This window comes from Enhydrobacter aerosaccus (genome assembly GCF_900167455.1).
In the GTDB taxonomy this organism is placed as follows: Bacteria; Pseudomonadota; Alphaproteobacteria; order Reyranellales; family Reyranellaceae; genus Reyranella; species Reyranella aerosaccus.
This window is the reverse complement of record NZ_FUWJ01000009.1, coordinates 62,548-83,506: the sequence shown is the minus strand read 5'-3', so window position 1 is coordinate 83,506 and position 20,959 is coordinate 62,548. Positions and strand designations below refer to the sequence as shown.

Sequence of the window (20,959 nt, the reverse complement as noted above, 5' to 3'; positions counted from 1 at the left end):
ACGCACCGAGGCCGGACGCCGGATCGGAACGCTGTGTCGATCGTCGGCAAGAACGGCATCGCCAAGAGCGATGCATGATCGCCCCTCCCCTGGTCGCCCTGTGCCGGTTCGGTCGCCGCTCAGCGATTGACGAACTTGGAGAACCGGCTGGTCTTGCCGCTGGCGGTCTCGTCTTGCTCGAGCAGGGCGAGCTTGTTCTCGTCGAAGATCCTGAAGAACTCGTCCCAGGGGATTTCTTCCAGAGCCTCGTCCTTCTCCTGGAAGTCGAAGCGCAGGACACCGCCGCCACCGCGGCCGGCCGTGTCCCTGACGCGCGCCGGCCTGCCGCCGCGTTCCTCGGCCCAGCGCCGGATGCGGTCGTGGTCCGTGATCTTGTTCGCTTGCGCCATGCTTGTCTCCTCTTGCCGGGAGATAACTGCAGGCTGTTCGGGCCGGTTGCGATCGGCGCCCGCTCGTTACGAAACCGTACCGTTCGCCTTCATCTCGGCGCGATACCAGTCGAGGATCTCTGCGCCGGTCCACATCACGACGCCGGAATGGCCGAGGATGTAGTCGTACAGCATCTCCAGGTACTTGATGCGATGCGGCACGCCGGTGAGATAGGGATGGATCGAGATCGCCATCACGCGCGGCGCCTTGGCCCCGTCGAGATAGAGGCGGTCGAACTGATCGCGGCCGCGGCGCAGGATCTCGTCCGAGGGCTGCTGCTGCACGGCGCTCATCACGACGTCGTTGATCTCGACCGTGTAGGGCACCGACACGATCGGACCCGAGCGCGTGCGCAGCGGCACCGGCTGCTCGTCCAGAACCCAATCGGCGACATACTCGATGCCGGCCTCGGCCAGCAGGTCGAGCGTCTCATCGGTCTCGGTGAGGCCGGGGCTCTCCCAGCCGCGCGGCTTCGCGCCGGTGAAGGCCTCGATGGCGGCGATCGTCTCGGCGATGGCGGCCTTCTGGTCCTCGACCTTGTGCATGGGCCGCTGCACGAAGCCGTGCCCCATGAAGTCCCAGCCGGCATCGCGCGCGGCGGCGCAAGCCTCGGGATAGAGGCTGCAGGCGGTGCCGTTGACGGCGAAGGTCGCCTTAAGGCCGCGCGACGACAGCGTCTCGAGGAAGCGCCAGAAGCCGACGCGCATGCCGTATTCGTGCCATGCCCAGTTGGGCACGTCGGGCAGCAGCGGCTGGCCCATCGGCGGCGGCAGCACGGCCCGCGGCATCGGCCCCGACGGCATCCAGTTCTCGACATTGACGATCGTCCAGACGGCGACACGCGCATCGCCGGGCAGCCGCAGGCGCGGCCGCTTGTGGATGGGCTGGTAGTCGAGCCGCGCCCGCACGCTGCTGCCAATGGTGTCATCGCTCATTCTTCCTCCCTTTCCTTGGCCTTTCCCTGGCCCTTCCCCGGCGCCATCTCCCGGCCGCCGCCCCGCACGCACAGATCGTGCCGAAGCGACGGGAGGCTTGCCTGTCATCCCCGTCGCTGCAGATGTCATCTCGTGATCCGGCAAAGCACCCATTCCCTCGCTGCGCTCGGGATGACACCATCTTTGCCAGCTTAAGACGCCGTCGTTGCCGGATTAGAGGATGGTGTCATCCTGAGCGCAGCGAAGGATCTCTCGCGATCGATGCACACTTACTACGTCTATATCCTGACCAACGCCCGGCGGAACGTCATGTATGTCGGTGTGACGAACAATCTCGAGAATCGAGTGACCGAGCATCGTGAAGGCAGGGGTGGTGCCTTCACGCGGCGGTATCGGGTCGACACGCATGGTTCATGCCGAGGCGTACAAATACGTCGAGGACGCTATCGCCCGCGAGAAGGAACTCAAGGGCTGGCGTCGCTCGAAGAAGGATGCGCTGGTGGCGGCGTCCAATCCGACCTGGGCGGATCTCCTTGAAGTCGCCATCGCGAGAGATCCTTCGCTGCGCTCAGGATGACACCATTTCTATCAGCTCCAAAGGTGGTGTCATCCCGAACGAAGTGAGGGATCCCTCGCTTAAGCGTGCAGGTTACGGCGCGCGGCTCGGGGCGACACCGAGCTTGAGATCACATCGCCAGATAGCGGCGGCGGATCTCGGCGTTGGCGCTCAGGCCGGCGATGTCGTCGCGATGGACGATGTGGCCCTTGTCGATCACGGCGGCATCGGAGGCGATGCTGAGGCAGAAGTGCATGTTCTGCTCGGCCAGCAGGATGGTCGCGCCGCCCGCGCCCAGCTCGCGCAGCAGCCTGCCGATGGTGGCGACCACGATCGGCGCCAGGCCTTCGCTCGGCTCGTCGAGCAGCAGCACCAGCGGATTGCCCATCAGCGCGCGGGCGATGGCGAGCAGCTGCTGCTCGCCGCCCGACAGCCGGCCGGCGGCGCGGCGGCGCAGCTTCACCAGCAGCGGGAAGGCCTCCCAGATGCGCGGCAACGTCCAGTCGCGGCGGCCGCCCGGCCCGGTCTTGGCGGCGATCAGCAGGTTGTCCTCGACGGTGTGGTCGGGGAATACCTGGCGATCCTCCGGCACGTAGGCGAGGCCGAGCCGCGCCCGCACATGCGCCGGGGCATGGGTGATGTCGGCGCCGCCGAAGGTCACGCGGCCGTCGCGGGTCGGGATCACGCCGGCCAGCGCCTTCATGGTCGTGCTCTTGCCGGCGCCGTTGCGGCCCAGCAGCGCCAGCGTGCGGCCTTCCGCCAATGACAGGTCGATGCCGAACAGGATCTGGCTGGCGCCATAGAAGGCGCTCAGGCCCTCGGTGCGCAGCAGCTCGGTCATGCCGCGTGCTCCTCGGTGCCGAGATAGGCGTCGATCACCGCCTGGTTGGAGCGGATCTCGTCGGGCGTGCCCTCGGCCAGCACGCGGCCGTAGCACAGCACACGGATCGAGGCGGCGACCGAGAAGACGATGTCCATGTCGTGCTCGATGAAGACCAGCGTCAGCTTCTGGCGCTCCCACAGCGCGCGCACGCGCTCGATCATGCGCCAGCGTTCCTCCGGCCCCATGCCGGCGGTCGGCTCGTCGAGCAGCAGCACGCGCGGCTCCAGCGCCAGCGCCAGCGCGATGTCGAGCAGCTTCTGGTCGCCGTGCGAGAGGATCGAGGCCTCGACATCGGCGACGCGCTCGAGGCCGACCATCTCGGCGACCTCCATCGCCCGCTCGCGCACGCCCGGCAGCGGCGCGCGATGCGAGAGGTTGCCCCAGCGGCCGATATGGCTGGTGACGGCCGCCATCAGGTTCTCCAGCACCGTCATGGTGGGGAAGCAGCTCGCCACCTGGAAGGCGCGGCCGATGCCCTCGCGCACCCGTGCCGCGCGCGACAGATGGGTGACGTCGCGGCCCTCGAAGATCACCTGCCCGTGGTCGACCGGAAAGGCGCCGGTGATGAGGTTGAAGAAGGTGCTCTTGCCGGCGCCGTTGGGGCCGATGATGGCGGTCAGCGAGCCGGTCGGGAACACCAGCGAGACGTCGTCGATCGCCTTCACGCCGCCGAACGCCTTGGTGAGGTTGCGCACTTCCAGGCTCATGGCGCGGTCCTCTTGCGGCGCAGGCGCAGGAAGTCGAGCAGGCCGCGCCGCAGCCCGAGCGCGAAGGCCAGGATCACCAGCCCGAGGACGAGGCCATGATATTCGGTGACGCGGGTGACGACGTCGTTCAGCGCCAGCAGGATCATGGTGCCGACCAGCGGGCCCAGGAAGGTGTCGATGCCGCCCAGCATGACGGCGAAGATCGCCTGGCCGGAATTGGGCCAGTCGGCCAGCTCGGGATAGGCGCCCGAGACGAACAGCGCCGCCAGCACGCCGCCCAGTCCGGCGAAGGCGCCGGCCAGCACGAAGGCGGTCAGTCGCGCCCGCCACAGCACGACGCCGAGGAAGCCGGCGCGAGTCTCGTTGTCCCGGATCATGCGCAGCGTGGCGCCGAAGGGACTGGCCGAGATGTGACGCATGGCGAGCAGTCCCAATACCATCACCACGGCGCAGAGCTGGTAGAGATGGAGCTGCGAGCCGAGTTCGAAACCGAACAGCTCGCGGCGCGGGATGCCGCCGCGCAGGCCCTGGTCGCCGCCGGTCAGGCTCTGCCAGGAGATGATGATGCTGTAGAACAGCATCTGCATGGCCAGCGTCACGAAGGCGAAGTAGATCGTGCCGAGCCGGATGCAGACCGCGCCCACCAACAGCGCGCCGACGGCGGTGATGACGATGGCCGCCAGCGCCGCAACCGGCAGCGACAGGTCGGTCATCTGCATCAAGAGCGCGAAGGCGTAGGCGCCGAGACCGTAGAACATGCCGTGGCCGAACGAGACCATGCCCGCCCCGCCCACCAGCAGGTTGAGCGAGGTCGCGAACAGCGCCATGGCACTGACGCGGATGACATAGTCCTCGAAGGCCGGGCTGCGATGGAAGGCCGGGATCAGCAGCAGGACGACGAGAGCGACGGCGGCGATCAGAGCATCGCGCAGGGCGGGACGCAGGGTCATGCCACCTCGCGGCCGAACAGCCCATGAGGCCGCGTCACCAGGATCAGGATCATCGCCACGTAGGTGAGGCCGTCGGTGAACATCGGGAAGCCGATGGTGCCGAAGCCGCGCAGCAGGCCGATCACCAGCGCCGCGACCAGCGCGCCCGCGATCGAGCCCATGCCGCCGATCACTGTCACGATGAAGCTCTCGATCAGGATCGAGAAGCCCATGCCCGGCGACAGCGAGCGCACCGGCGCGGCCAGCGCGCCGGCCAGTCCCGCCAGCGCCCCGCCGACCGCGAACACGATCGCGAACAGCATCGTGGTGTTGACGCCCAGCGCCGACACCATGGCCGGATTATGCGCGGCGGCGCGCACGGTCTTGCCGAGCCGCGTCAGCGCCAGCCCGGCGCCGAGCACGATCGCGATCACGGCGGCGATGCCGATCAGCACCGCGTAGAAAGGCGGCACCACGCCGCCGGCGATGAACAACGGCGCCACCTGGAAGGCCGGCGGCATGCCCATGGCGTGGAAATCCGGCCCCCACACGATCTTCACCACGTCGTCGAAGATCAGCACGACGGCATAGCAGATCAGGAGCTGCATCAGGACGTTGGAGCCGTAGACGCGCGCGATCAGCAGGCGCTCGAACAGCACGCCGAACAGCGCCATCGCCAGCGCCGCCGCGACCACCGCCAGCGCGTAGCTGTCGGTGAGTGCCAGCGTCGAGAAGGCGACGTAGCCGCCCAGCATGTAGAAGGTGCCGTGGGCGAAGTTGACGATCTTCAACACCCCGAAGATCAGCGTCAGGCCGGCGGCGACCAGGAACAGCAGCATGCCGACGATCAGCCCGCTGGTGGCCTGGGTGACCACGCAGGCGGGCGTCGTGAGGCAGGTGCCGAGCGCGTCGAGATCCATCTGCTGAAGCGCTCAGATGTACTTCTGTTCTTTCTTCCACTCCGTCTCGAGCTCGACGATGCGGCCCCAGTCGGCGGCCTTCACGTCGGTGATGAAGGGCGCCTTGGGAACGGTCTGGCCCCAGCCGATGGCGTAGTTGATGGTGGTGTGGTCGTCGCGCATCGTGATGGTGCCGTCGACGCCGAACGGCGTGTTGATCTTCATGCCGGTCAGCGCATCGGCCAGCGCCTTGCCGTCGAGCGAGTTGGCCTTCTTCACCGCCGCCTCGTAGAACTGCATGGCCACCGTGTTCTGCCACGACCAGTTGGTCGGGTACTCGTTGAACTTCTTGCGATAGGCCTCGCCCCACTCCTTGTTGGCCGGCGTGTCGGGGAAGGTCTCGAGATAGCGTGTCGCCGACTGGATGCCGGCCGGCAGGTTCTTGATCGCGGTCAGGACCGGATAGTCCATGTTGGGCGTCGCCACCGTCATCTGCGAGAACAGCGCATAGACATTGCCCTGGTTCACGAACGCCGACAGGTCGCCGGCATAGAGCAGGGTGAACAGCGCCTGCGGCTTGGCCTGGATCAGCTTGGTGATGACCTCGGTGAGGTCGGCCTGACCGAGCTTCGGCCATGCCTGCGTCACCACCTCGACATCGGGCTTGGCGCGCTTGAAGAACTCGAGGTACTGCGCCGTCGTATCGCGGCCGTAGGCATAGTCGGGCGAGCAGGTCGCCCACTTGGTGATCTTCTTGTCGGTGGCGAACTTGGCGAGATAGGTGCTGCCGGCGATGGCGTCATGCACGCCCTGGCGGGCGACGCGGAAGGCGGTGGGCACGCGGATCTTGGGATCGGCGGTGAGCGAGGAGGTCTCGCTGTTGGTGTGGATGCAGGCGACGCCGAGATCACGCACCACCTCCTGCACAGCGAACGAGCCCGACGAGGCCTCGGCATCGATCAGCAGCTCGCAGCCGGTCGAGTTCACCAGCTCGCGCGCCACACGCGCCGCTTCCTGCGGCTGGCCCTTGGAGTCGCGATAGACGAACTCGATCGGTCGTCCCAGGAAGCCGCCGGCGGCGTTGATGCGATCCTGCTCCATCATCAGCGCGTTGCGCGAGGAGGTGCCGAGCAGCGCGATCGGCCCCGAGAGAATGCTCTGCATGCCGATGCGCAGCGTCTTGGCCTGGGCGCCCGCCACCCAGGGGGCTGCCAGCATACCGGCCGTACCGGTGGCCAAAAGCGTACGGCGACGGAGTCCACGAGTCCGCATGACGTTCCCTCCAGAGATCCGGATCGAGCCGGATTCGTTGTTGTGCGCCGGCATCTTAGCGACAAATCCCGCGCCGCCAACCGGCGCCTTGCGCCCGTTCCGGGACGCGGTTCGGTTGACAAGGCGGCCGGCCGCGTCCCCAATTCGGTCAGGCCATCGCGAGGTTTCTCATGACCGATATCGCCGTGCTGCCTCTGAAATCCGATCCCGTCGCGCAGGCGCGCCGGATCGGTCCCGCCGTCGCGGCGGTTGCTGACGAGATCGAGACCAGCCAGGAAATCCCCGAGCCGGTGCTGACCCAGCTCCATGCCTTGCGGCTGTTCCGCATGCTGCTGCCGCGTTCGGTCGGCGGTGACCAGGTCGAGCCATGGACGTATCTGCGCGCCGTCGAGGAAGTGGCGCGGCACGACGGCTCGGTGGGCTGGAACATCTTCGTCGCCAACAGCTCGGCGCTGATCGCGCCCTTCATCCCGCTCGAAACCGCGCGCCAGATTTATGGCGATCCGCGCGGCCTGATCTCGTGGGGTCCACCCAACCAGCACAAGGCGATCGCTGCACCCGGCGGCTATCGCGTCACCGGCGAGTGGCATTTCTCCAGCGGCCGCCGCCAGGCCAACTGGGTCGGCGTGCATTGCCAGGTGATCGAACCGGACGGCTCGCTGCGGCTCAACCGCTTCGGCCGCCCCACGACGCGCACCTTGCTGATGCCCAAGGAACAGACGACCTCGATCCACGACTGGAACACGCTCGGCATGCGCGGCACCGCCTCGGAGGGCTATAGCGTGCGCGACGTGTTCGTGCCGGAGGCGTTCAGCGGCACGCGCGAAGATCCGGCGCTGCGGCGCGATCCCGGTCCGCTCTATGCCTTCACCATGCAGGGTCTCTACGCCACCGGAGTGGCCGGCGTGGCGCTCGGCATCGCGCGGGCCATGCTCGATGCGCTGATCGAGCTCGCCACCGAGAAGGCGCCGCGCAATCTCGGCCGCATGGCCGACAATCCGCTGGTCCAGCACGAGGTGGCGCGGCTCGAGGCGACCCTGGGCGGCGGCCGGGCCTTCCTGGTCGAGATGCTGAAGGAGGCGTGGGACAGCGCCGACGACATCGAACCGCTCGGCCCGCGCCAGCGCGCGCGCGTGCGGCTGGGCTGCAGCCACGCCATCCAGAGCGCCATCGATGTCACCGACCGCGTCTACAAGGCGGCGGGCACGTCGGCGATTTTCCTCGGCACGCCGTTCGAACGCCGCTTCCGCGACATGCACACGCTGTCGCAGCAGATCCAGTCGCGCGACGCCCACTTCGAGGCGGTCGGCCGCGTCCTGTTCAACGGCGATCCCGACGGCACCTTCATGGGCTGAGGAGAGACGTCGCCGACGGCGGCTTCAGCGGCCCGCGTCGGCGCGGCCGCGCGTCGGCGCATAGGGCCCCTCCTCCGGCGTCACGAACACGCGCAGCCGGCGGGCGGCGACGCCGGCGGTGCGGCGGCTCGACAGCACGGCGACCGGCGCAGAGAAGATCAGGCCGAGCACCACCGGAATGATCCAGGGCAGGTAATTGGGCGTGATCTCGCCCAGCACGGCGATGGCGACGATGCCCAGCAGCGCATGCGGCACGTGCCGCTTCAGCGCGATGCGCCAGGCCATGCCGCGGTCGCCGCGCGCCTGCGGCGGCCAGCCCACGGCGTTGCCCATCAGGATGTCGATCATGAACGAGGTGTGGAACAGCATCATCACCGGCGCGAGCAGCGTCGAGAAGACGATCTCGCCCACGAAGCTCGCCACCAGGGCGAGCCGGCCGCCGAAGCGGCGCGCGTTGCGCGTCGAGGCGAGCCGCAGGCCGAGCGCCAGCACCTTGGGGCCGAACAGCATCACCAGCGTCAGGATCAGCAAGCCATGGATCTCGGCCCAATGGTAGCGCGGCCAGATCGGGAACAGCGTGCGCGTCGGCCCGAAATAGATCTCACCCACCAGCTTCTGGTCGATCACGATCGCGGTGCTGAGCAGCAGCAGCGCCAGCCACAGCGGCGAGGCGAGATAGGCGAAGATGCCCATGCCGAGATGGAGCCGGCTCACCCAGTGCAGGCCCCGCGTGCCCAACAGGCGCGCATGCTGGAGATTGCCCTGCATCCAGCGCCGGTCGCGCAGCGCGTAGTCGAGCAGGTTGGTCGGCAGCTCCTCGTAGCTGCCGTGCAGCTCCGGCAGCAGCCAGACATACCATCCGCCGCGGCGCATGAAGGCGGCCTCGACGAAATCGTGGCTCAGGATTTCGCCGCCGAGCGGCGGCTTGCCGGACAGGACCGGCAGCCGGCAGCATTCGGCGAAGGCCGCGACACGCAGGATCGCGTTGTGGCCGTAATAGTTCGAGTCGCCCAGGTGCCAGAAGCTGTTGCCCATCGCCAGGACGGCGCCGGTCATGCGCGTGGAGAATTGCAAGACGCGGGCGAACAGCGTCTCGCGCCCGGCTGGCACGATATGGGTCTGGATGATGCCGGTGCGCGGGTTGGCTTCCATCAGCGCGGCGAGCCGCACCAGCGTCTCCCCCTCCATGACGCTGTCGGCATCGAAGATGATCATGTGCGCATAGCCGGCGCCGCGCGCCGCCACCCACTCGGCGATGTTGCCCGCCTTCTTGCCGGTGTTGGGCGTGCGCCGGCGATAGGAGATCCGGTCGCCCGCCTCCAGCCGCTCGCGCAGCGCCATCACGGTGCGCTCTTCCTCTGCGCCCGTCGCGGCATCCTGCGTGTCGCTCAGCACGAAGAAATCGAACGCCGCGCCCTGACCGGTGGCCGCGAGTGAGCGCCAGGTGAAGTCGAGCCGCGCCGCGACCTCGACCGGGTCCTCGTTGTAGACGGGGATCAGGATCGCCGTCTTCTGCCGCAGCACCGGCATAGGGCCGCTGGCGGGGCCACGACGGCTGAGGCTGATCGGATGCAGGCGCAGGACGCCCAGCACGAAGCCGAACACGCCGCTCCAGAACGACAGTGCCACGGAGGCGAAGACCGGTACGAAGATGACGAGCAGCGCCGTTTCCATCGCCGTTAGCCCGCCGCTGCCGACCACGATCCACATCAGCGCACCGCCGAGCGCAGCCGTCAGGACCACGAGCGTGAACAGCAGGGCGCGCCGGAATCGGGTCCGTCCGGCATGGCAGTCGAGCGCCCACGGCGCCGGCCCCGTCATGGTCCAGGGGCCGTCATGGCTTGACGACGTCGGCGAAGGTCTCGGTCAGGGCGCGGCCGCGCAGTGTCAGCGCGGCCCGGAGATCGACCGCCTTGTCGCCGTCGGGCTGAAAATCGATGAACATGCGCCACGTTCCCCGGGCGGGCAGCGCTTCCACATAGGTGCGCGTGAGCTTGCCGCCCGTCAGGGAAACGTTGGGCGATACCGGCTGTTCCGGCCGCAGCGACGCCAGCTCGCCGCCGGCGAACTCGACCACCAGCCGGCGCTGCTTGTTGGCATAAGGCACGGCGCCGGCGCGGGTCGAGACGACGCGGCCGAGCGGCGACAGCGCCGCCTCGTCCGCCAGTGCCGAGAGGCGATAACGGTATTCCAGGCGATTGCCCTTCTTCACTGGCCAGCGCGGCGTCCAGAAGGCCACGATATTGTCATTGGTCTCCGACTTCGACGGGATCTCGACCAGATCGACCGCGCCGTCGCCCCAATCGCCGATCGGCTCGACCCACAGGCTGGGGCGCGCCTCCAGCCGGGCGGCGCTGTCTTGGTACTGCTCGAACGACCGCTCGCGCTGTATCAGGCCGAAGCCGCGCGGATTGGTGTCGGCGAAGGAAGAGACCAGCAGCTCGCGCGGATTGTCGAGCGGCCGCCAGATGTATTCGCCGTGCCCGGTCAGCAGGAAGAGGCCGTCGGAATCGTGGATCTCGGGCCGATAGTCGTCCTGCGGCGGCGAGATCTTGCCGGCGAAGTACATCGAGGTGAGCGGCGCCACGCCCAGCCGCTGGATGTCGTTGCGCGCGAACATCACGGCCTGCGTCTCGACCACGGTGCGCAGACCGGGCTTGAGCACGAAGGCGAAGGCGCCGGCGGCACTGGGCGAATCGAGCAGCGCCCAGATCGTCATCTCCTGCGCCTCGTCGGCGGGCTTCACCAGCCAGAAGGAGCGGAAACGCGGGAACTCCTCGGGATGTCCCACGGCCGTGTCGATGGCGAGGCCGCGCGCCGAGGACCCGTAGACCTGGTCGCGGCCGATGGCGCGGAAGTAGCTCGCGCCGAGGAACGCCACGATCTCGTCGAACTTGTCGGGTCGATTGAGCGGGAACGTCACCTTGAAGCCGGCCAGCTCGATCTTGGCGGGCGGCGTCTTGAGGCCGGTGTCGCTGAAGTCGAACTGGTCGGCGCCGATCGTGACCGGTGTCGCCTTGCCGTTCTCGACGACGCTGATCGTTACCGGCCTGTCATAGAGGAAGCCCGCGGGAAAGAACTCGACATGGAACAGCCCCTTGCCGTCACGCCACATCGCCGTGTCGGGCCGCGCCCGCAACGCGCGATAGTGGTCGTAGTCGAGCTTCTTCAGATCGCCCTCGATCGGCGGCGCCTCCTTGAAGGGCTCCGAGGCGAGCTTCTGGGCAAGCTGCTGCACGGTGCCGAAGTCGAAGCCGCTCGCGGGCGGCGCATTCTCCTGGGCTCGGGCGGCCGATGCCACGAGGGACAGCAGCAGGACGAGGAACGGCACCGGACGGATGACGGGAAGCATGGCCGGCGTAACGATCTTTTGATCGTGAGGGTTCCGTGCCAAAGCAACGACAATGCGGCGGGCGATTGCGCTGTCGCCGCCGCCTGTCCGACCTATGATCGGCGGCGATGAATTCCGACGATCTCGAAGACCCGACCGACCACCCGCTTCATGACTGGGCGGCGAAGCGGCGGGCGATCGCGCGCAGCCGCCATTGGGTGAGCCCGAAGGGACCGCGCACGCGCTGGCGCAAGGCGATCTTCAATCAGGCGCTGGCAGCCTTCAGCCTCGGTCTGCGCCTGACGCCGCTGCATGGGCGCGGGCGACGCAATGCACTCGACCTGCAGCAGGTCGAGATGGAGCTGGACCTGCCCGGTCTGCCGGCCGCGTTCGACGGCTATCGCCTGCTGCAGCTCAGCGACACGCATCTCGATGCCTTTCCCGAGATCGCCGAGGCGACGCATCGGCTGCTCGACGGTCTCACGGTCGACGCGCTCGCCATCACGGGCGACGTTCACGGCAATCATCACGCGCCGATCGATCGTTCGACATCGCTGCTGATGCAGGCCTTGCGCGGCCTCACCGTGACCGGGCCGCGGCTGGCGATCCTCGGCAATCACGACGATGTGACCATGGCCGGCGCCCTCGCCCGGCTCGGCTTCGAGGTGCTGGTCAATCGCTCCGTCACGCTGGAACGCGGCGGCGAGCGCCTCACCGTGACCGGCCTCGACGACGTGCACAATTTCTACACCGACGCCGCCCTCGCCGCCTTGCGGGAACCGGGCGAAGCGTTCCGCATCGCTCTCGTGCATTCGGCGGAGATGGCCGATCACGCTGCCGACGCCGGCTATGCGTTGTACCTTTCCGGACATACGCATGGCGGCCAGGTGTGCCTGCCCGGCGGCCGGCCACTGGTGACGCAATTGACACGGTGCCGCCATGCGGCTGTGGGCCTGTGGCGAGAAGGACGGATGATCGGATACACCAGCCGCGGCCTCGGCGTTTCCGATCCGCCGGTGCGATTCAACTGCCGCGGCGAAGTGGCGCTCATCACCTTGCGACGCGCGCGCGAGTTGCATCGCGAACGTTGATCCTGCATCTTCGCCGCCGTCTAGGGTGGAAATTTAATACAAAGGACAACGTAAAATGCGTCGAACGCATGTAGCTGCCCTGCTTGGCAGCGTGTTCAGTCTTGCCTTCACGACCGTTGCGGCCCAGGCCGCGGATCCGATCAAGATCGCCACCATCGCCGAGACCTCCGCGATCAGCGGCGTCGGCATTCCCAATGCCGCCAAGATGGCGGCCGAAGAGATCAATGCGGCGGGCGGCGTAAACGGCCGCAAGATCGAGATCGTCGAATACGACGATCACAACTCCGCCGCCGACGCGGTGCGCGCCTTCCAGCGCGCGGCGCAGCAGGACAAGGTGTCGGCGGTGATCGCCAGCTACATCTCCGAGGTGGTGCTGGCGCTCGAACCGTGGGCCGGCCGCCTCAAGATGCCGATGATCACGCCGGGCGCGGCCAGCAACGAGATCACCAAGCGCGTGCGCGAAGACTACGACCACATGAAGTACGTCTTCCACGGCTATCTCGCCTCGACCCAGATCGCCGACGCGGTCTGCGATTCGGCCAAGAAGCTGCTGGTCGACGACCTGCACATGAAGACCGCCGTCATCATGAGCGAGGACGCTGCCTGGACCCTGCCGCTCGACGAGGAATACAAGAAGTGCCTGCCGCAGATCGGCCTCAAGGTGCTCGACCATATCCGCCTGTCGCCCGACACCACCGACTTCACGCCGATCTTCAACAAGATCGAGGCCTCCAAGCCTGACGTGATCATCACCGGCATCAGCCATGTCGGCGTGCAGCCGACGGTGCAGTGGCAGCAGCAGCAGGTGCCGATCCCGATGTTCGGCGTCTCCAGCCAGGCCACCAACGCGACCTTCTGGAAGGATACCAACGGCGCCACCGACGGCGTGATCTTCAACATGGTCTCCGCCCCCGACGTGGCGGTGACGCCGAAGACGATCCCGTTCGCCGACAACTACAAGAAGAAGTACGGCGCCCTGCCGGGCTACGCCGCCTACACCGCCTACGACGAGGTCTACATGTGGGCCGACGCCTTCAAGAAGGCCGGCGGCACCGATCCCGACAAGGTGGTCGCGGCGATGGAGCAGACCGACTATGTCGGCACGATCGGCCGCATCGTCTTCCTGCCCAAGACCGACACCTTCGCGCACGGCATGCGGATCGGCGAAGGCTACATCACCGGCCTGATGGTGCAGTGGCAGAAGGGCAACCCGATCACGGTGTGGCCCGAGAAGGTGGCGACGGGGAAGATGGCCTTCCCGGCCTTCATCAAGCTGCCGCAGTAACACGCGCGGGTCGGCGAATGGATTGCCGTGTCATCCCGAGCCGCGCGCAATCACCTGCGCGCTTGGCGAAGGATCCTTGAAGCGACAAGCAGGGATCCCTCACTCCGTTCGGGATGACACTCAAGACAGGCTCCGACACCCAAGACAGATTCACTCCCGACCATCGTTCCCGTGTCATCCCGAGCGTCGGCGAGGGATCCTTGAAGGAAGGATCCCCCGCATCGTCCGGGACGACACTCAACCCTGATAGCCGGCGCGGACCGACAGACCGCGTCTCATAGACCGCCGGCACCGCCGGACGGAGGTACATGCTTGCTCTCCAGATCCTGATCGACGGCTTCGCGATCAGCTCCCTCTACGCCCTGGGCGCGATCGGCTTCACGCTGATCTTCGGCGTCTCCGGCGTGCTCAATCTCTCGCACGGCGCCCTGATGGTGGTGGCGGCCGTGATCGCCTGGTGGGTCGGCGGCCTGCTCGGACCGGGCATCGGCAGCGTCTATGCCGGCGCCGCGGCCGGCGTCGCGGCCGCGCTCGTCTGCGCCCTTGCCACCTATCGACTGATCGCCAGCCCGATCCAGAAGTCGCCGTCCATCCCGCGCGAGGAGAAGGAGATCTTCGTGCTCACCGGCACCCTGCTGTGGGGCATCATGCTGCAGGAGGCGATCGCCTATCTCTTCACCAACAACCCCAAGACGGTGCGGCCGCTGGTCGAGGGCGTGGTGATGATCCTGGGCGTGCGCACGCCGCACAACGAGATCCTGACCGCCGTGCTGTCGTGGGCGCTGATCGGGCTCTTGTGGCTGCTGGTCAACCGCACCCGCATGGGCAAGTCGCTGCTCGCCGCCTCGATGAATCCGCGCGGTCTGACGCTGCTGGGCTTCGAGCTTTCCAACATCTATCTCGCGGTGTGGGCGATCTACGGCATCCTGGCCGGCATCGCCGGCGTGCTGCTGGGCGCCTTCCTCGGCGTCAGCTCGGACAATGCCGGCACACTCACCGCGAGCGCCTTCTCGATCGTCGTATTGGGCGGTCTCGGCAGCGTCTCCGGCTCGCTCGTTGCCGCCTATATCGTCGGCTATCTCGAGACTCTGACGGCCTACCTGATCTCGCCCTCGATCCGCACCGTGCCCGTGCTGCTGCTGCTGGTGGTCGCCGTCTATGTGCGGCCGCAGGGCCTGCTGGGGCGGAGGTAGCCATGTTGCGCAACCGCACCTTCCTCATCGTCGTCCCGGCGCTGCTGGTGATGGCGCTGCTGCCCTTCGGGGTCGGCGGCTACATCCTCGGCCTGCTGACGCTCGCCTTCTATTACGCGGTCTTCGCCATGTCGTGGGACCTGCTGTTCGGCTTCGCCGGCGAGGTCAATTTCGGACCGAGCTTCCTGATCGGCGTCGGCGCCTACACCGCGGCATTGTTGAACCATTACTGGCTGTGGCCGATCCCGGTCTGCCTCGCCTGCGGCGCGCTGGCGGCGGTGATCGCCGGCATGATCCTCGCCGTACCGGCGCTCAGGCTGAGCGGGCCCTATTTCGGCCTCACCACGCTGGTCGCGGTGCTGCTGCTGCAGAACGTGATCGTGCTCAATGCCGGCATCACCGGCGGCGAGATCGGCCTCGACCTGCCCGACGTGCTCGCCGTCGACGATACCGTGAACTACTACTATGCCTTCGCCTTCATGGTGGTGAGCGGCGGCATCCTGTTCGGCCTGTCGCGCTCGCCGGTCGGGCTGATCCTGCAGGCCAGCGGCCAGGACGCGATCGAGGCGGCCGCGCTCGGCTTCAACGTCGCCAAGCACAAGCTGGTCGCCTTCTGCATCAGCGCCTTCTTCTCCGGCCTCGCCGGGGCGATGCTGATCTTCTACATGGGCACGGCCTCGGTCGGCACCGTGGTCGACATCGCCGTGGGCGTGAACGTCATCATCGCCGCCGTGCTGGGCGGGCGCCGCACCATCCTGGGCGCGGCGATCGGCGCCATCTTCCTGATCGGCGCCGGCGAGTTGCTGCGCCCGCTCGGCCAGCTCGCCACCTTCGTCGTCTCGGCGGTGGCGCTGATCGTCATCCTCTTCTTCCCCAGCGGCTTCCTCGGCCGGCTGCTGCATCCCGAGGGACGCGAATGACTGCCCTGCTCGAAGTCCAGAACCTGCACAAGCGCTTCGGCGGCCTGGTCGCCGCCAAGGATATCAGCTTCTCCATCAAGGCCGGAGAGATCGTGGGCCTGATCGGCCCCAACGGCTCGGGCAAGTCGACCGTGATGAAATGCATCATGGGCATCGAGCGGCCGAACGGCGGCTCGGTCAAACTGTCTGGCGTCGAGGTGGCGGGCTGGCCGCCGCACCGCATCGCCCGCCAGGGCGTCGGGCTAGTGTTCCAGCACTCTCATCCGCTGCATCGGCAGACCATCTTGGAGCACATCATCCTGGCGCTGCTGCCGGACAACCTGCTGATGCTGCGCACCGATCCCGACGTGCGGCGACGCGCCGAGGAGATCGCCGCCCGAGTCGGCCTCGCCAACGTCATGCATCGCCTGCCGCGCACCCTGCCCTTCGCCGATTTGCGGCGGCTCGAGCTCGCCAAGGCGATCGCGCGCAATCCTAAGGTGGTGCTGGTCGACGAGCCGTTCGCCGGCCTGACTTCAGCCGAGGTGGCCGACTTCTCCAGGCTCATCGCCTCGTTCCGTGCCGACGGTCATGCCGTGCTGCTGGTCGACCACAACGTCAAGGGCGTGGCGGCGCTGGTCGACCGCGTCATCGCCATGTATCTCGGCGAACACGTCGCCGAGGGCACCGCCGAGGAGGTGATGCAGAACGAGACGGTGCGGCGCGTCTATCTGGGCGGCAAGATCGAGACGGCGGCGCGGCCGGAACGCGAAGGCAAAGGCCATACGCCGCTGCTCGACGTGCGCAATGTCGGCGTGCTCTACGGCAAGGCGACGGCGCTCGACGACGTGTCGATCCATGTCGGCGAGGGCGAGTTCGTCTCGGTCGTGGGGCTGAACGGCGCCGGCAAGACGACGCTGTTCAATGCCATCTCCGGCCTGGTGCCCTATAGCGGCACCATCAACTGGAACGGCCAGCCGCTCGGCGGCCATACGCCGGGCAGCATCGCCCGCATCGGCATCGTGCAATGCCCCGAGAACCGCGAGCTGTTCGGCGACATGAGCGTGCGCGAAAATCTCGATCTCGGCGGCAGCCATCTGCCGCCGCGCGAGAGCGCCGAGCAGATCGAGTGGCTGTTCGTCCTGTTCCCCATCCTCAAGGCCCGCCAGAAGCAGGCCGCCCGCACGCTCTCGGGCGGCGAGCAGCAGATGCTGGCGATCGCCCGCGCGCTGATGATGAAGCCCAAGCTGCTGATCCTCGACGAGCCGACGCTGGGTCTCGCGCCAGTGATCCTGGAGCAGCTCTCCAAGGCGATGGAGACGTTGCGTCAGACCACCGGCATCACGGTGCTGCTGGGCGAGCAGAACGTCACCTTCGCCCTGCCCCACGCCGACCGGGTCTATGTGCTGGAGCATACCCGCATCGTCTGGGAAGGCGATCCGGCACGCTTCGCCAAGGAGGCCGGCGGCGGTTATCTTTAGGACCGAGCGCGCCGGCATCATCCGCCAGGTCTATCGGCAGATGACGATCTAGGGGGCCCTCGGTCCGGCTACGTGCTCGCGCAGGAAGGCCGTGTAGCCTTCTTCGCTGAGCTGGTCAGCCGCCAACGCCAGGACTGCCTGCGCGGCCAACTCCTCGGATGCGGTGAATCGATAACCGTTTACCTCGAGGAACAGGATTCCAACCACGAAAGCCGTTCTCTTGTTGCCGTCAACGAACGGATGATTGCGAACGATTGCCGCCGTATACAGGGCGGCCATCTCGACGATATCCGGTCTGGCATAGGCAAGGTGCTGCTGTGGCCGCGACAGCGCCGACTGCAAAAGGCCGCGATCCCGAAGCCCGGATGGTCCACCGAAGAGCGCCAACAGCCGGTCATGCAGCGCGACGACCTCGTGCTCCTCGATCCAGACCGGATCCGTCATTTCGCCAGCGCGCGCAGCGTATTCGGATAGCGCCGGATGATATCCTCGGCCTTGGTCATCTTCTCCTGAAACGACGGATCGAAGGGCGTCAACCGATAGCCGCCCTCCGGCGTCTCCGTGAGGTAGAGAGGCTGGCCTTCGCCGGTATTGAGCCGCGCGAGCACTTCCTTCGGCAGCACGACACCGAACGAATTGCCCACTTTTCTGACTTTTACCTCGATCATGGGGCTCTCCTGGAATAGGAGTTATAACATTGGTTATAACGCACCGAACGTCAAGGTTCAGAGCATCGTCCGCGGTCCCGGCATGCTGCCGAACTATCCGCCATCTGCTGGCGCGAGCGCGGCTGGATCTTCGAGAAGCCGACGGTGCCTACTCGGACCTGGCCGGTGTCCGTCGGACCTGAAAGCCGGTCTTCGACTGTTCAAATCCAGCAGCTTCACAGAAAGCCAGAGTCGAGGGCTTCTTGGAGCCGGTCATAAGCGTCACCTTATAACCCCATCCTTACCTCTACAGACAGCACGAGACCCTCTCCGCTCCATCCGACAAATATGGCTGACGCCGATGCGCGCGAGCCACCGCAATTGCGACACCTGGGTCTCGCCACCATGGCAAGCCCGCGCGCGGTGTAGGCGACCATAATAGGGCTCCGAGGCGGACCGGCGCAGAATCGCGCCATGGTCCGTCCAACACCGCCCCCACCATTATATTTCCATTTATTTAATGGAGACGGCGTCTCTCGCGAGCCTCGCGAGGAATCGAACAAAAGGTCGCGAGGGAAGCGTTTCAGGCCAATCCTCGCGAGCCGCTTTTTTGTTCGTTCGCGCCACGGTACGGCGACGGCGTCAGCGACGCCGGTGCTGCTCGGCCTCGTATACGACCTTCATCGTACGCTGCACGCTGTCGGCATTGACGCTGATCGAATCGATGCCGAGATCGGTCAGGAAGGCGGCGATCTCGGGATAGTTGGCGGGCGCCTCGCCGCAGATGCCGACATGACGCTTGTTGCGGTGGGCGCCGGTCACGGCCAGCCGCAGCATCTCCAGCATGCCGGGATCGCGCTCGTCGAAGTCGAAAGCCACGATCTGCGAATCGCGATCGACACCGAGCGTGAGCTGCGTCAGGTCGTTGGAACCGATCGAGAAGCCGTCGAACAGTTCGGCAAACGCATCGATCTGGATCACGTTGTTGGGGATCTCGCACATGAGATAGAGCTCGAGCCCCTTCTCGCCGCGCACCAGCCCATGATCCGCCATCGCGGCCAGCACGGTCCGCGCCTCGCCGACACGGCGGCAGAACGGGATCATGATGCGCAGGTTGTCGAGGCCCATCTCCTCGCGCACGCGCTTGAGCGCCGCGCATTCGAGCGCGAAGCCTTCGGCGTAGGCCGGATGGCCGTAGCGCGCGGCGCCGCGGAATCCCAGCATCGGGTTCTCTTCCTTGGGCTCGAAGTCGGCGCCGCCGATCAGCTTGGCATATTCGTTGGTCTTGAAGTCCGAGAGCCGGATGATCACCGGCCGCGGATAGAAGGCGGCGGCGATGGTGCCCACCCCCTCCGCCAGGCGCTCGACGAAGAAATCGGCCGGCCGGGCATGATGCCGCGTCAGCCGCGCAATGGCATCGCGGTCGGCGGCCGCGCTGAGCTTCTCCGGATGCACCAGCGCCATCGGATGGATGCCGATATGCTCGTTGACGATGAACTCCATGCGCGCGAGCCCGACACCATCATTCGGCCGCAGCGCCGCCTTGAAGGCGAGATCGGGATTGCCGACGTTGAGCATGATCGCCGTCTGCGGCCGCACGATCGAGGACGGGTCCTGCACCGACTTCTCGAACGGCAGTGCACCGCGATAGATGCGGCCGGTATCGCCCTCGACGCAGGACACCGTCACGACATCGCCGGTCTTCAGCACGCTGGTTGCCCGCTCGCTGCCGACGATGGCAGGAATGCCGAGTTCGCGCGCGACGATGGCGGCATGGCAGGTCCGGCCGCCGCGATCGGTGACGATCGCCGCCGCGCGCTTCATCACCGGCTCCCAGTCGGGACTGGTCGTATCGGCGACCAGCACCTCGCCGGTGACGAAGGCCGTCAGATCCTTCGCGTTGGCGATCCGCCGCACGGCGCCGCTCGCCACCTTCTCGCCGACGGCGCGGCCGGTCAGCAGCACCGGACCGCTGCCCTTCAGTCGATAGGTCTCGAACACGCCCACCTTGCGCTGCGAGGCGACGGTCTCCGGCCGCGACTGGACAATGTAGAGCTGGCCGTCATCGGCATCCTTGGCCCATTCGATGTCCATCGGCATCGGATGGCCAGCACGCTGCGAGAAGTGATCCTCGATGCGCAGGGCATAGTCGGCCAGCACCAGGACCTCGTGGTCGGTCAGGCAGAAGCGGTCGCGATCCCCGGCTGCCGTCTCGACATTGACCGTGCTGTTGTCGCCGCTGCCCTCCCCGTAGATCAGGCGCATCTGCTTGGCGCCCAGGCGCCGACGCAGCACACAGCGCCTGCCGCGGCGGAAGGTCGGCTTGTGGACATAGAATTCATCAGGATCGACGCGGCCCTGAACGATGTTCTCGCCCAGCCCATAGATGCCGGTGATGAACACGACGTCGCGGAAGCCCGATTCGGTGTCGAGGGTGAAGATCACGCCGCTCGAGGCCAGGTCGGAGCGCACCATCTTCATGACGCCGACCGAGAGGCCGATCTTCAGGTGATCGAAGCCGTTGTCGTTGCGATAGACGATGGCGCGATCGGTGAAGACCGAGGCGAAGCAGCGACGGCAGGCTTCGAACAGATCGTCGGCACCGCGCACATTGAGGAAGCTCTCGTGCTGGCCGGCGAAGCTGGCGGTCGGCAGATCCTCTGCCGTCGCCGAGCTGCGCACGGCAACGGCGACACCGGCGCCGTACTCGCGTTCGAGCTGCCGGTAGTTGTCGCCGATCGCCTGCCGCAGCGTCTCCGTGCCGGTGGCGGCGTAGACGATGGTCCGCGCCTCGGCCGCCGCCTTGGCAAGCCCCGCGACGTCGCCGGGCCGGATGCCCTGCAGCAGCGCCTGCAGGCGCGGCCAGGCCTTGGCCGTGGTCAGCGCGTCGCGATAGGCGGTCACCGTCAGGGCGAAGCCGTTCGGCACCTTCACGCCCTGCGCCGACAGCACCGAATAGAGTTCGCCCAGCGCGGCGTTCTTGCCGCCGACGCTCGGGATATCGTCGGAGCGCAGATCCTTGAACCAGCGGACATACTCTTCGCGGATCATCTTGCTCCCCCTGGAG

The 20,959-nt window shown here is 67.0% G+C and carries 19 protein-coding genes and 1 pseudogene; 8 read left to right on the top strand and 12 right to left on the bottom strand.

Annotated features, from left to right (window positions below; translation table 11 throughout):
• Window positions 1-119 precede the first annotated feature (119 nt).
• Window positions 120-389 (bottom strand): hypothetical protein, encoded by a 270-nt coding sequence (locus B5D62_RS24535; RefSeq protein WP_085936688.1) that lies wholly within the window; start codon window positions 387-389, stop codon window positions 120-122.
• Window positions 390-455: 66 nt separating this feature from the next.
• The gene (locus B5D62_RS24530) at window positions 456-1,364 is read right to left on the bottom strand and encodes a polysaccharide deacetylase family protein (protein WP_085936687.1); all 909 of its coding nucleotides are present in this window, start codon (window positions 1,362-1,364) and stop codon (window positions 456-458) included.
• A 261-nt stretch (window positions 1,365-1,625) separates the two neighbouring features.
• Between B5D62_RS24530 and B5D62_RS34280 the strand changes: the two are divergent.
• A pseudogene (locus B5D62_RS34280) lies at window positions 1,626-1,700 on the top strand (GIY-YIG nuclease family protein); the annotation flags it as partial.
• Window positions 1,701-1,737: 37 nt separating this feature from the next.
• Window positions 1,738-1,941 (top strand): GIY-YIG nuclease family protein, encoded by a 204-nt coding sequence (locus tag B5D62_RS34080; RefSeq protein ID WP_231714932.1) that lies wholly within the window; start codon window positions 1,738-1,740, stop codon window positions 1,939-1,941.
• Window positions 1,942-2,050: 109 nt separating this feature from the next.
• Here the strand turns inward: B5D62_RS34080 and B5D62_RS24520 are convergent, their stop codons facing one another.
• The 5 genes from B5D62_RS24520 to B5D62_RS24500 are packed head-to-tail and all read right to left on the bottom strand — an operon-like array spanning window position 2,051 to window position 6,610.
• The gene (locus B5D62_RS24520; RefSeq protein WP_085936686.1) at window positions 2,051-2,761 is read right to left on the bottom strand and encodes an ABC transporter ATP-binding protein; all 711 of its coding nucleotides are present in this window, start codon (window positions 2,759-2,761) and stop codon (window positions 2,051-2,053) included.
• Window positions 2,758-3,510, bottom strand: coding sequence for an ABC transporter ATP-binding protein (locus B5D62_RS24515; protein WP_085936685.1), 753 nt, complete (start codon window positions 3,508-3,510; stop codon window positions 2,758-2,760). The genes B5D62_RS24520 and B5D62_RS24515 overlap by 4 nt, the downstream gene beginning before the upstream one ends.
• Complete coding sequence (locus tag B5D62_RS24510; RefSeq protein WP_085936684.1) at window positions 3,507-4,460, bottom strand: branched-chain amino acid ABC transporter permease; 954 nt, start codon at window positions 4,458-4,460, stop codon at window positions 3,507-3,509. The genes B5D62_RS24515 and B5D62_RS24510 overlap by 4 nt, the downstream gene beginning before the upstream one ends.
• A complete protein-coding gene (locus tag B5D62_RS24505) occupies window positions 4,457-5,359 on the bottom strand; it encodes a branched-chain amino acid ABC transporter permease (protein ID WP_085936683.1) in 903 nt (300 codons plus the stop codon). The genes B5D62_RS24510 and B5D62_RS24505 overlap by 4 nt, the downstream gene beginning before the upstream one ends.
• A gap of 12 nt (window positions 5,360-5,371) precedes the next feature.
• Window positions 5,372-6,610, bottom strand: a complete 1,239-nt coding sequence (locus tag B5D62_RS24500; RefSeq protein ID WP_218191289.1) for an ABC transporter substrate-binding protein — start codon at window positions 6,608-6,610, stop codon at window positions 5,372-5,374.
• 170 nt (window positions 6,611-6,780) lie between these two features.
• Here B5D62_RS24500 and B5D62_RS24495 point away from each other — a divergent pair, with 170 nt between their 5' ends.
• A complete protein-coding gene (locus B5D62_RS24495; RefSeq protein ID WP_085936681.1) occupies window positions 6,781-7,965 on the top strand; it encodes an acyl-CoA dehydrogenase family protein in 1,185 nt (394 codons plus the stop codon).
• 24 nt (window positions 7,966-7,989) lie between these two features.
• Here B5D62_RS24495 and mdoH read toward each other — a convergent pair whose 3' ends face one another.
• A complete protein-coding gene (gene mdoH / locus B5D62_RS24490; RefSeq protein WP_085936680.1) occupies window positions 7,990-9,786 on the bottom strand; it encodes a glucans biosynthesis glucosyltransferase MdoH in 1,797 nt (598 codons plus the stop codon).
• A gap of 13 nt (window positions 9,787-9,799) precedes the next feature.
• On the bottom strand, window positions 9,800-11,317 hold the full coding sequence (locus tag B5D62_RS24485; RefSeq protein ID WP_085936679.1) for an OpgD/OpgG family glucan biosynthesis protein: 1,518 nt from the start codon (window positions 11,315-11,317) through the stop codon (window positions 9,800-9,802).
• A gap of 107 nt (window positions 11,318-11,424) precedes the next feature.
• On the opposite strand from B5D62_RS24485, the gene B5D62_RS24480 reads away from it, so the two are divergent.
• From B5D62_RS24480 to B5D62_RS24460, 5 genes are all read left to right on the top strand, one after another.
• Window positions 11,425-12,387 carry a metallophosphoesterase gene (locus B5D62_RS24480; protein WP_085936678.1) on the top strand — a complete coding sequence of 321 codons (963 nt, stop codon included), beginning with the start codon at window positions 11,425-11,427 and terminating at the stop codon, window positions 12,385-12,387.
• 55 nt (window positions 12,388-12,442) lie between these two features.
• A complete protein-coding gene (locus B5D62_RS24475; protein WP_085936677.1) occupies window positions 12,443-13,672 on the top strand; it encodes an ABC transporter substrate-binding protein in 1,230 nt (409 codons plus the stop codon).
• Between the two features lie 308 nt (window positions 13,673-13,980).
• The gene (locus tag B5D62_RS24470) at window positions 13,981-14,865 is read left to right on the top strand and encodes a branched-chain amino acid ABC transporter permease (RefSeq protein WP_085936676.1); all 885 of its coding nucleotides are present in this window, start codon (window positions 13,981-13,983) and stop codon (window positions 14,863-14,865) included.
• Window positions 14,866-14,867: 2 nt separating this feature from the next.
• The gene (locus B5D62_RS24465; RefSeq protein WP_085936675.1) at window positions 14,868-15,785 is read left to right on the top strand and encodes a branched-chain amino acid ABC transporter permease; all 918 of its coding nucleotides are present in this window, start codon (window positions 14,868-14,870) and stop codon (window positions 15,783-15,785) included.
• The gene (locus tag B5D62_RS24460; RefSeq protein ID WP_085936674.1) at window positions 15,782-17,245 is read left to right on the top strand and encodes an ATP-binding cassette domain-containing protein; all 1,464 of its coding nucleotides are present in this window, start codon (window positions 15,782-15,784) and stop codon (window positions 17,243-17,245) included. The genes B5D62_RS24465 and B5D62_RS24460 overlap by 4 nt, the downstream gene beginning before the upstream one ends.
• Before the next feature lie 48 nt (window positions 17,246-17,293).
• Here B5D62_RS24460 and B5D62_RS24455 read toward each other — a convergent pair whose 3' ends face one another.
• From B5D62_RS24455 to ppsA, 3 genes are all read right to left on the bottom strand, one after another.
• Window positions 17,294-17,689 carry a type II toxin-antitoxin system death-on-curing family toxin gene (locus B5D62_RS24455; RefSeq protein WP_085936673.1) on the bottom strand — a complete coding sequence of 132 codons (396 nt, stop codon included), beginning with the start codon at window positions 17,687-17,689 and terminating at the stop codon, window positions 17,294-17,296.
• Entirely contained in the window at window positions 17,686-17,913 is a 228-nt protein-coding gene (locus B5D62_RS24450) for an AbrB/MazE/SpoVT family DNA-binding domain-containing protein (protein ID WP_085936672.1), read from the bottom strand. The genes B5D62_RS24455 and B5D62_RS24450 overlap by 4 nt, the downstream gene beginning before the upstream one ends.
• Before the next feature lie 621 nt (window positions 17,914-18,534).
• Entirely contained in the window at window positions 18,535-20,943 is a 2,409-nt protein-coding gene (gene ppsA, locus B5D62_RS24440; protein ID WP_085936671.1) for a phosphoenolpyruvate synthase, read from the bottom strand.
• Window positions 20,944-20,959: the final 16 nt, after the last annotated feature.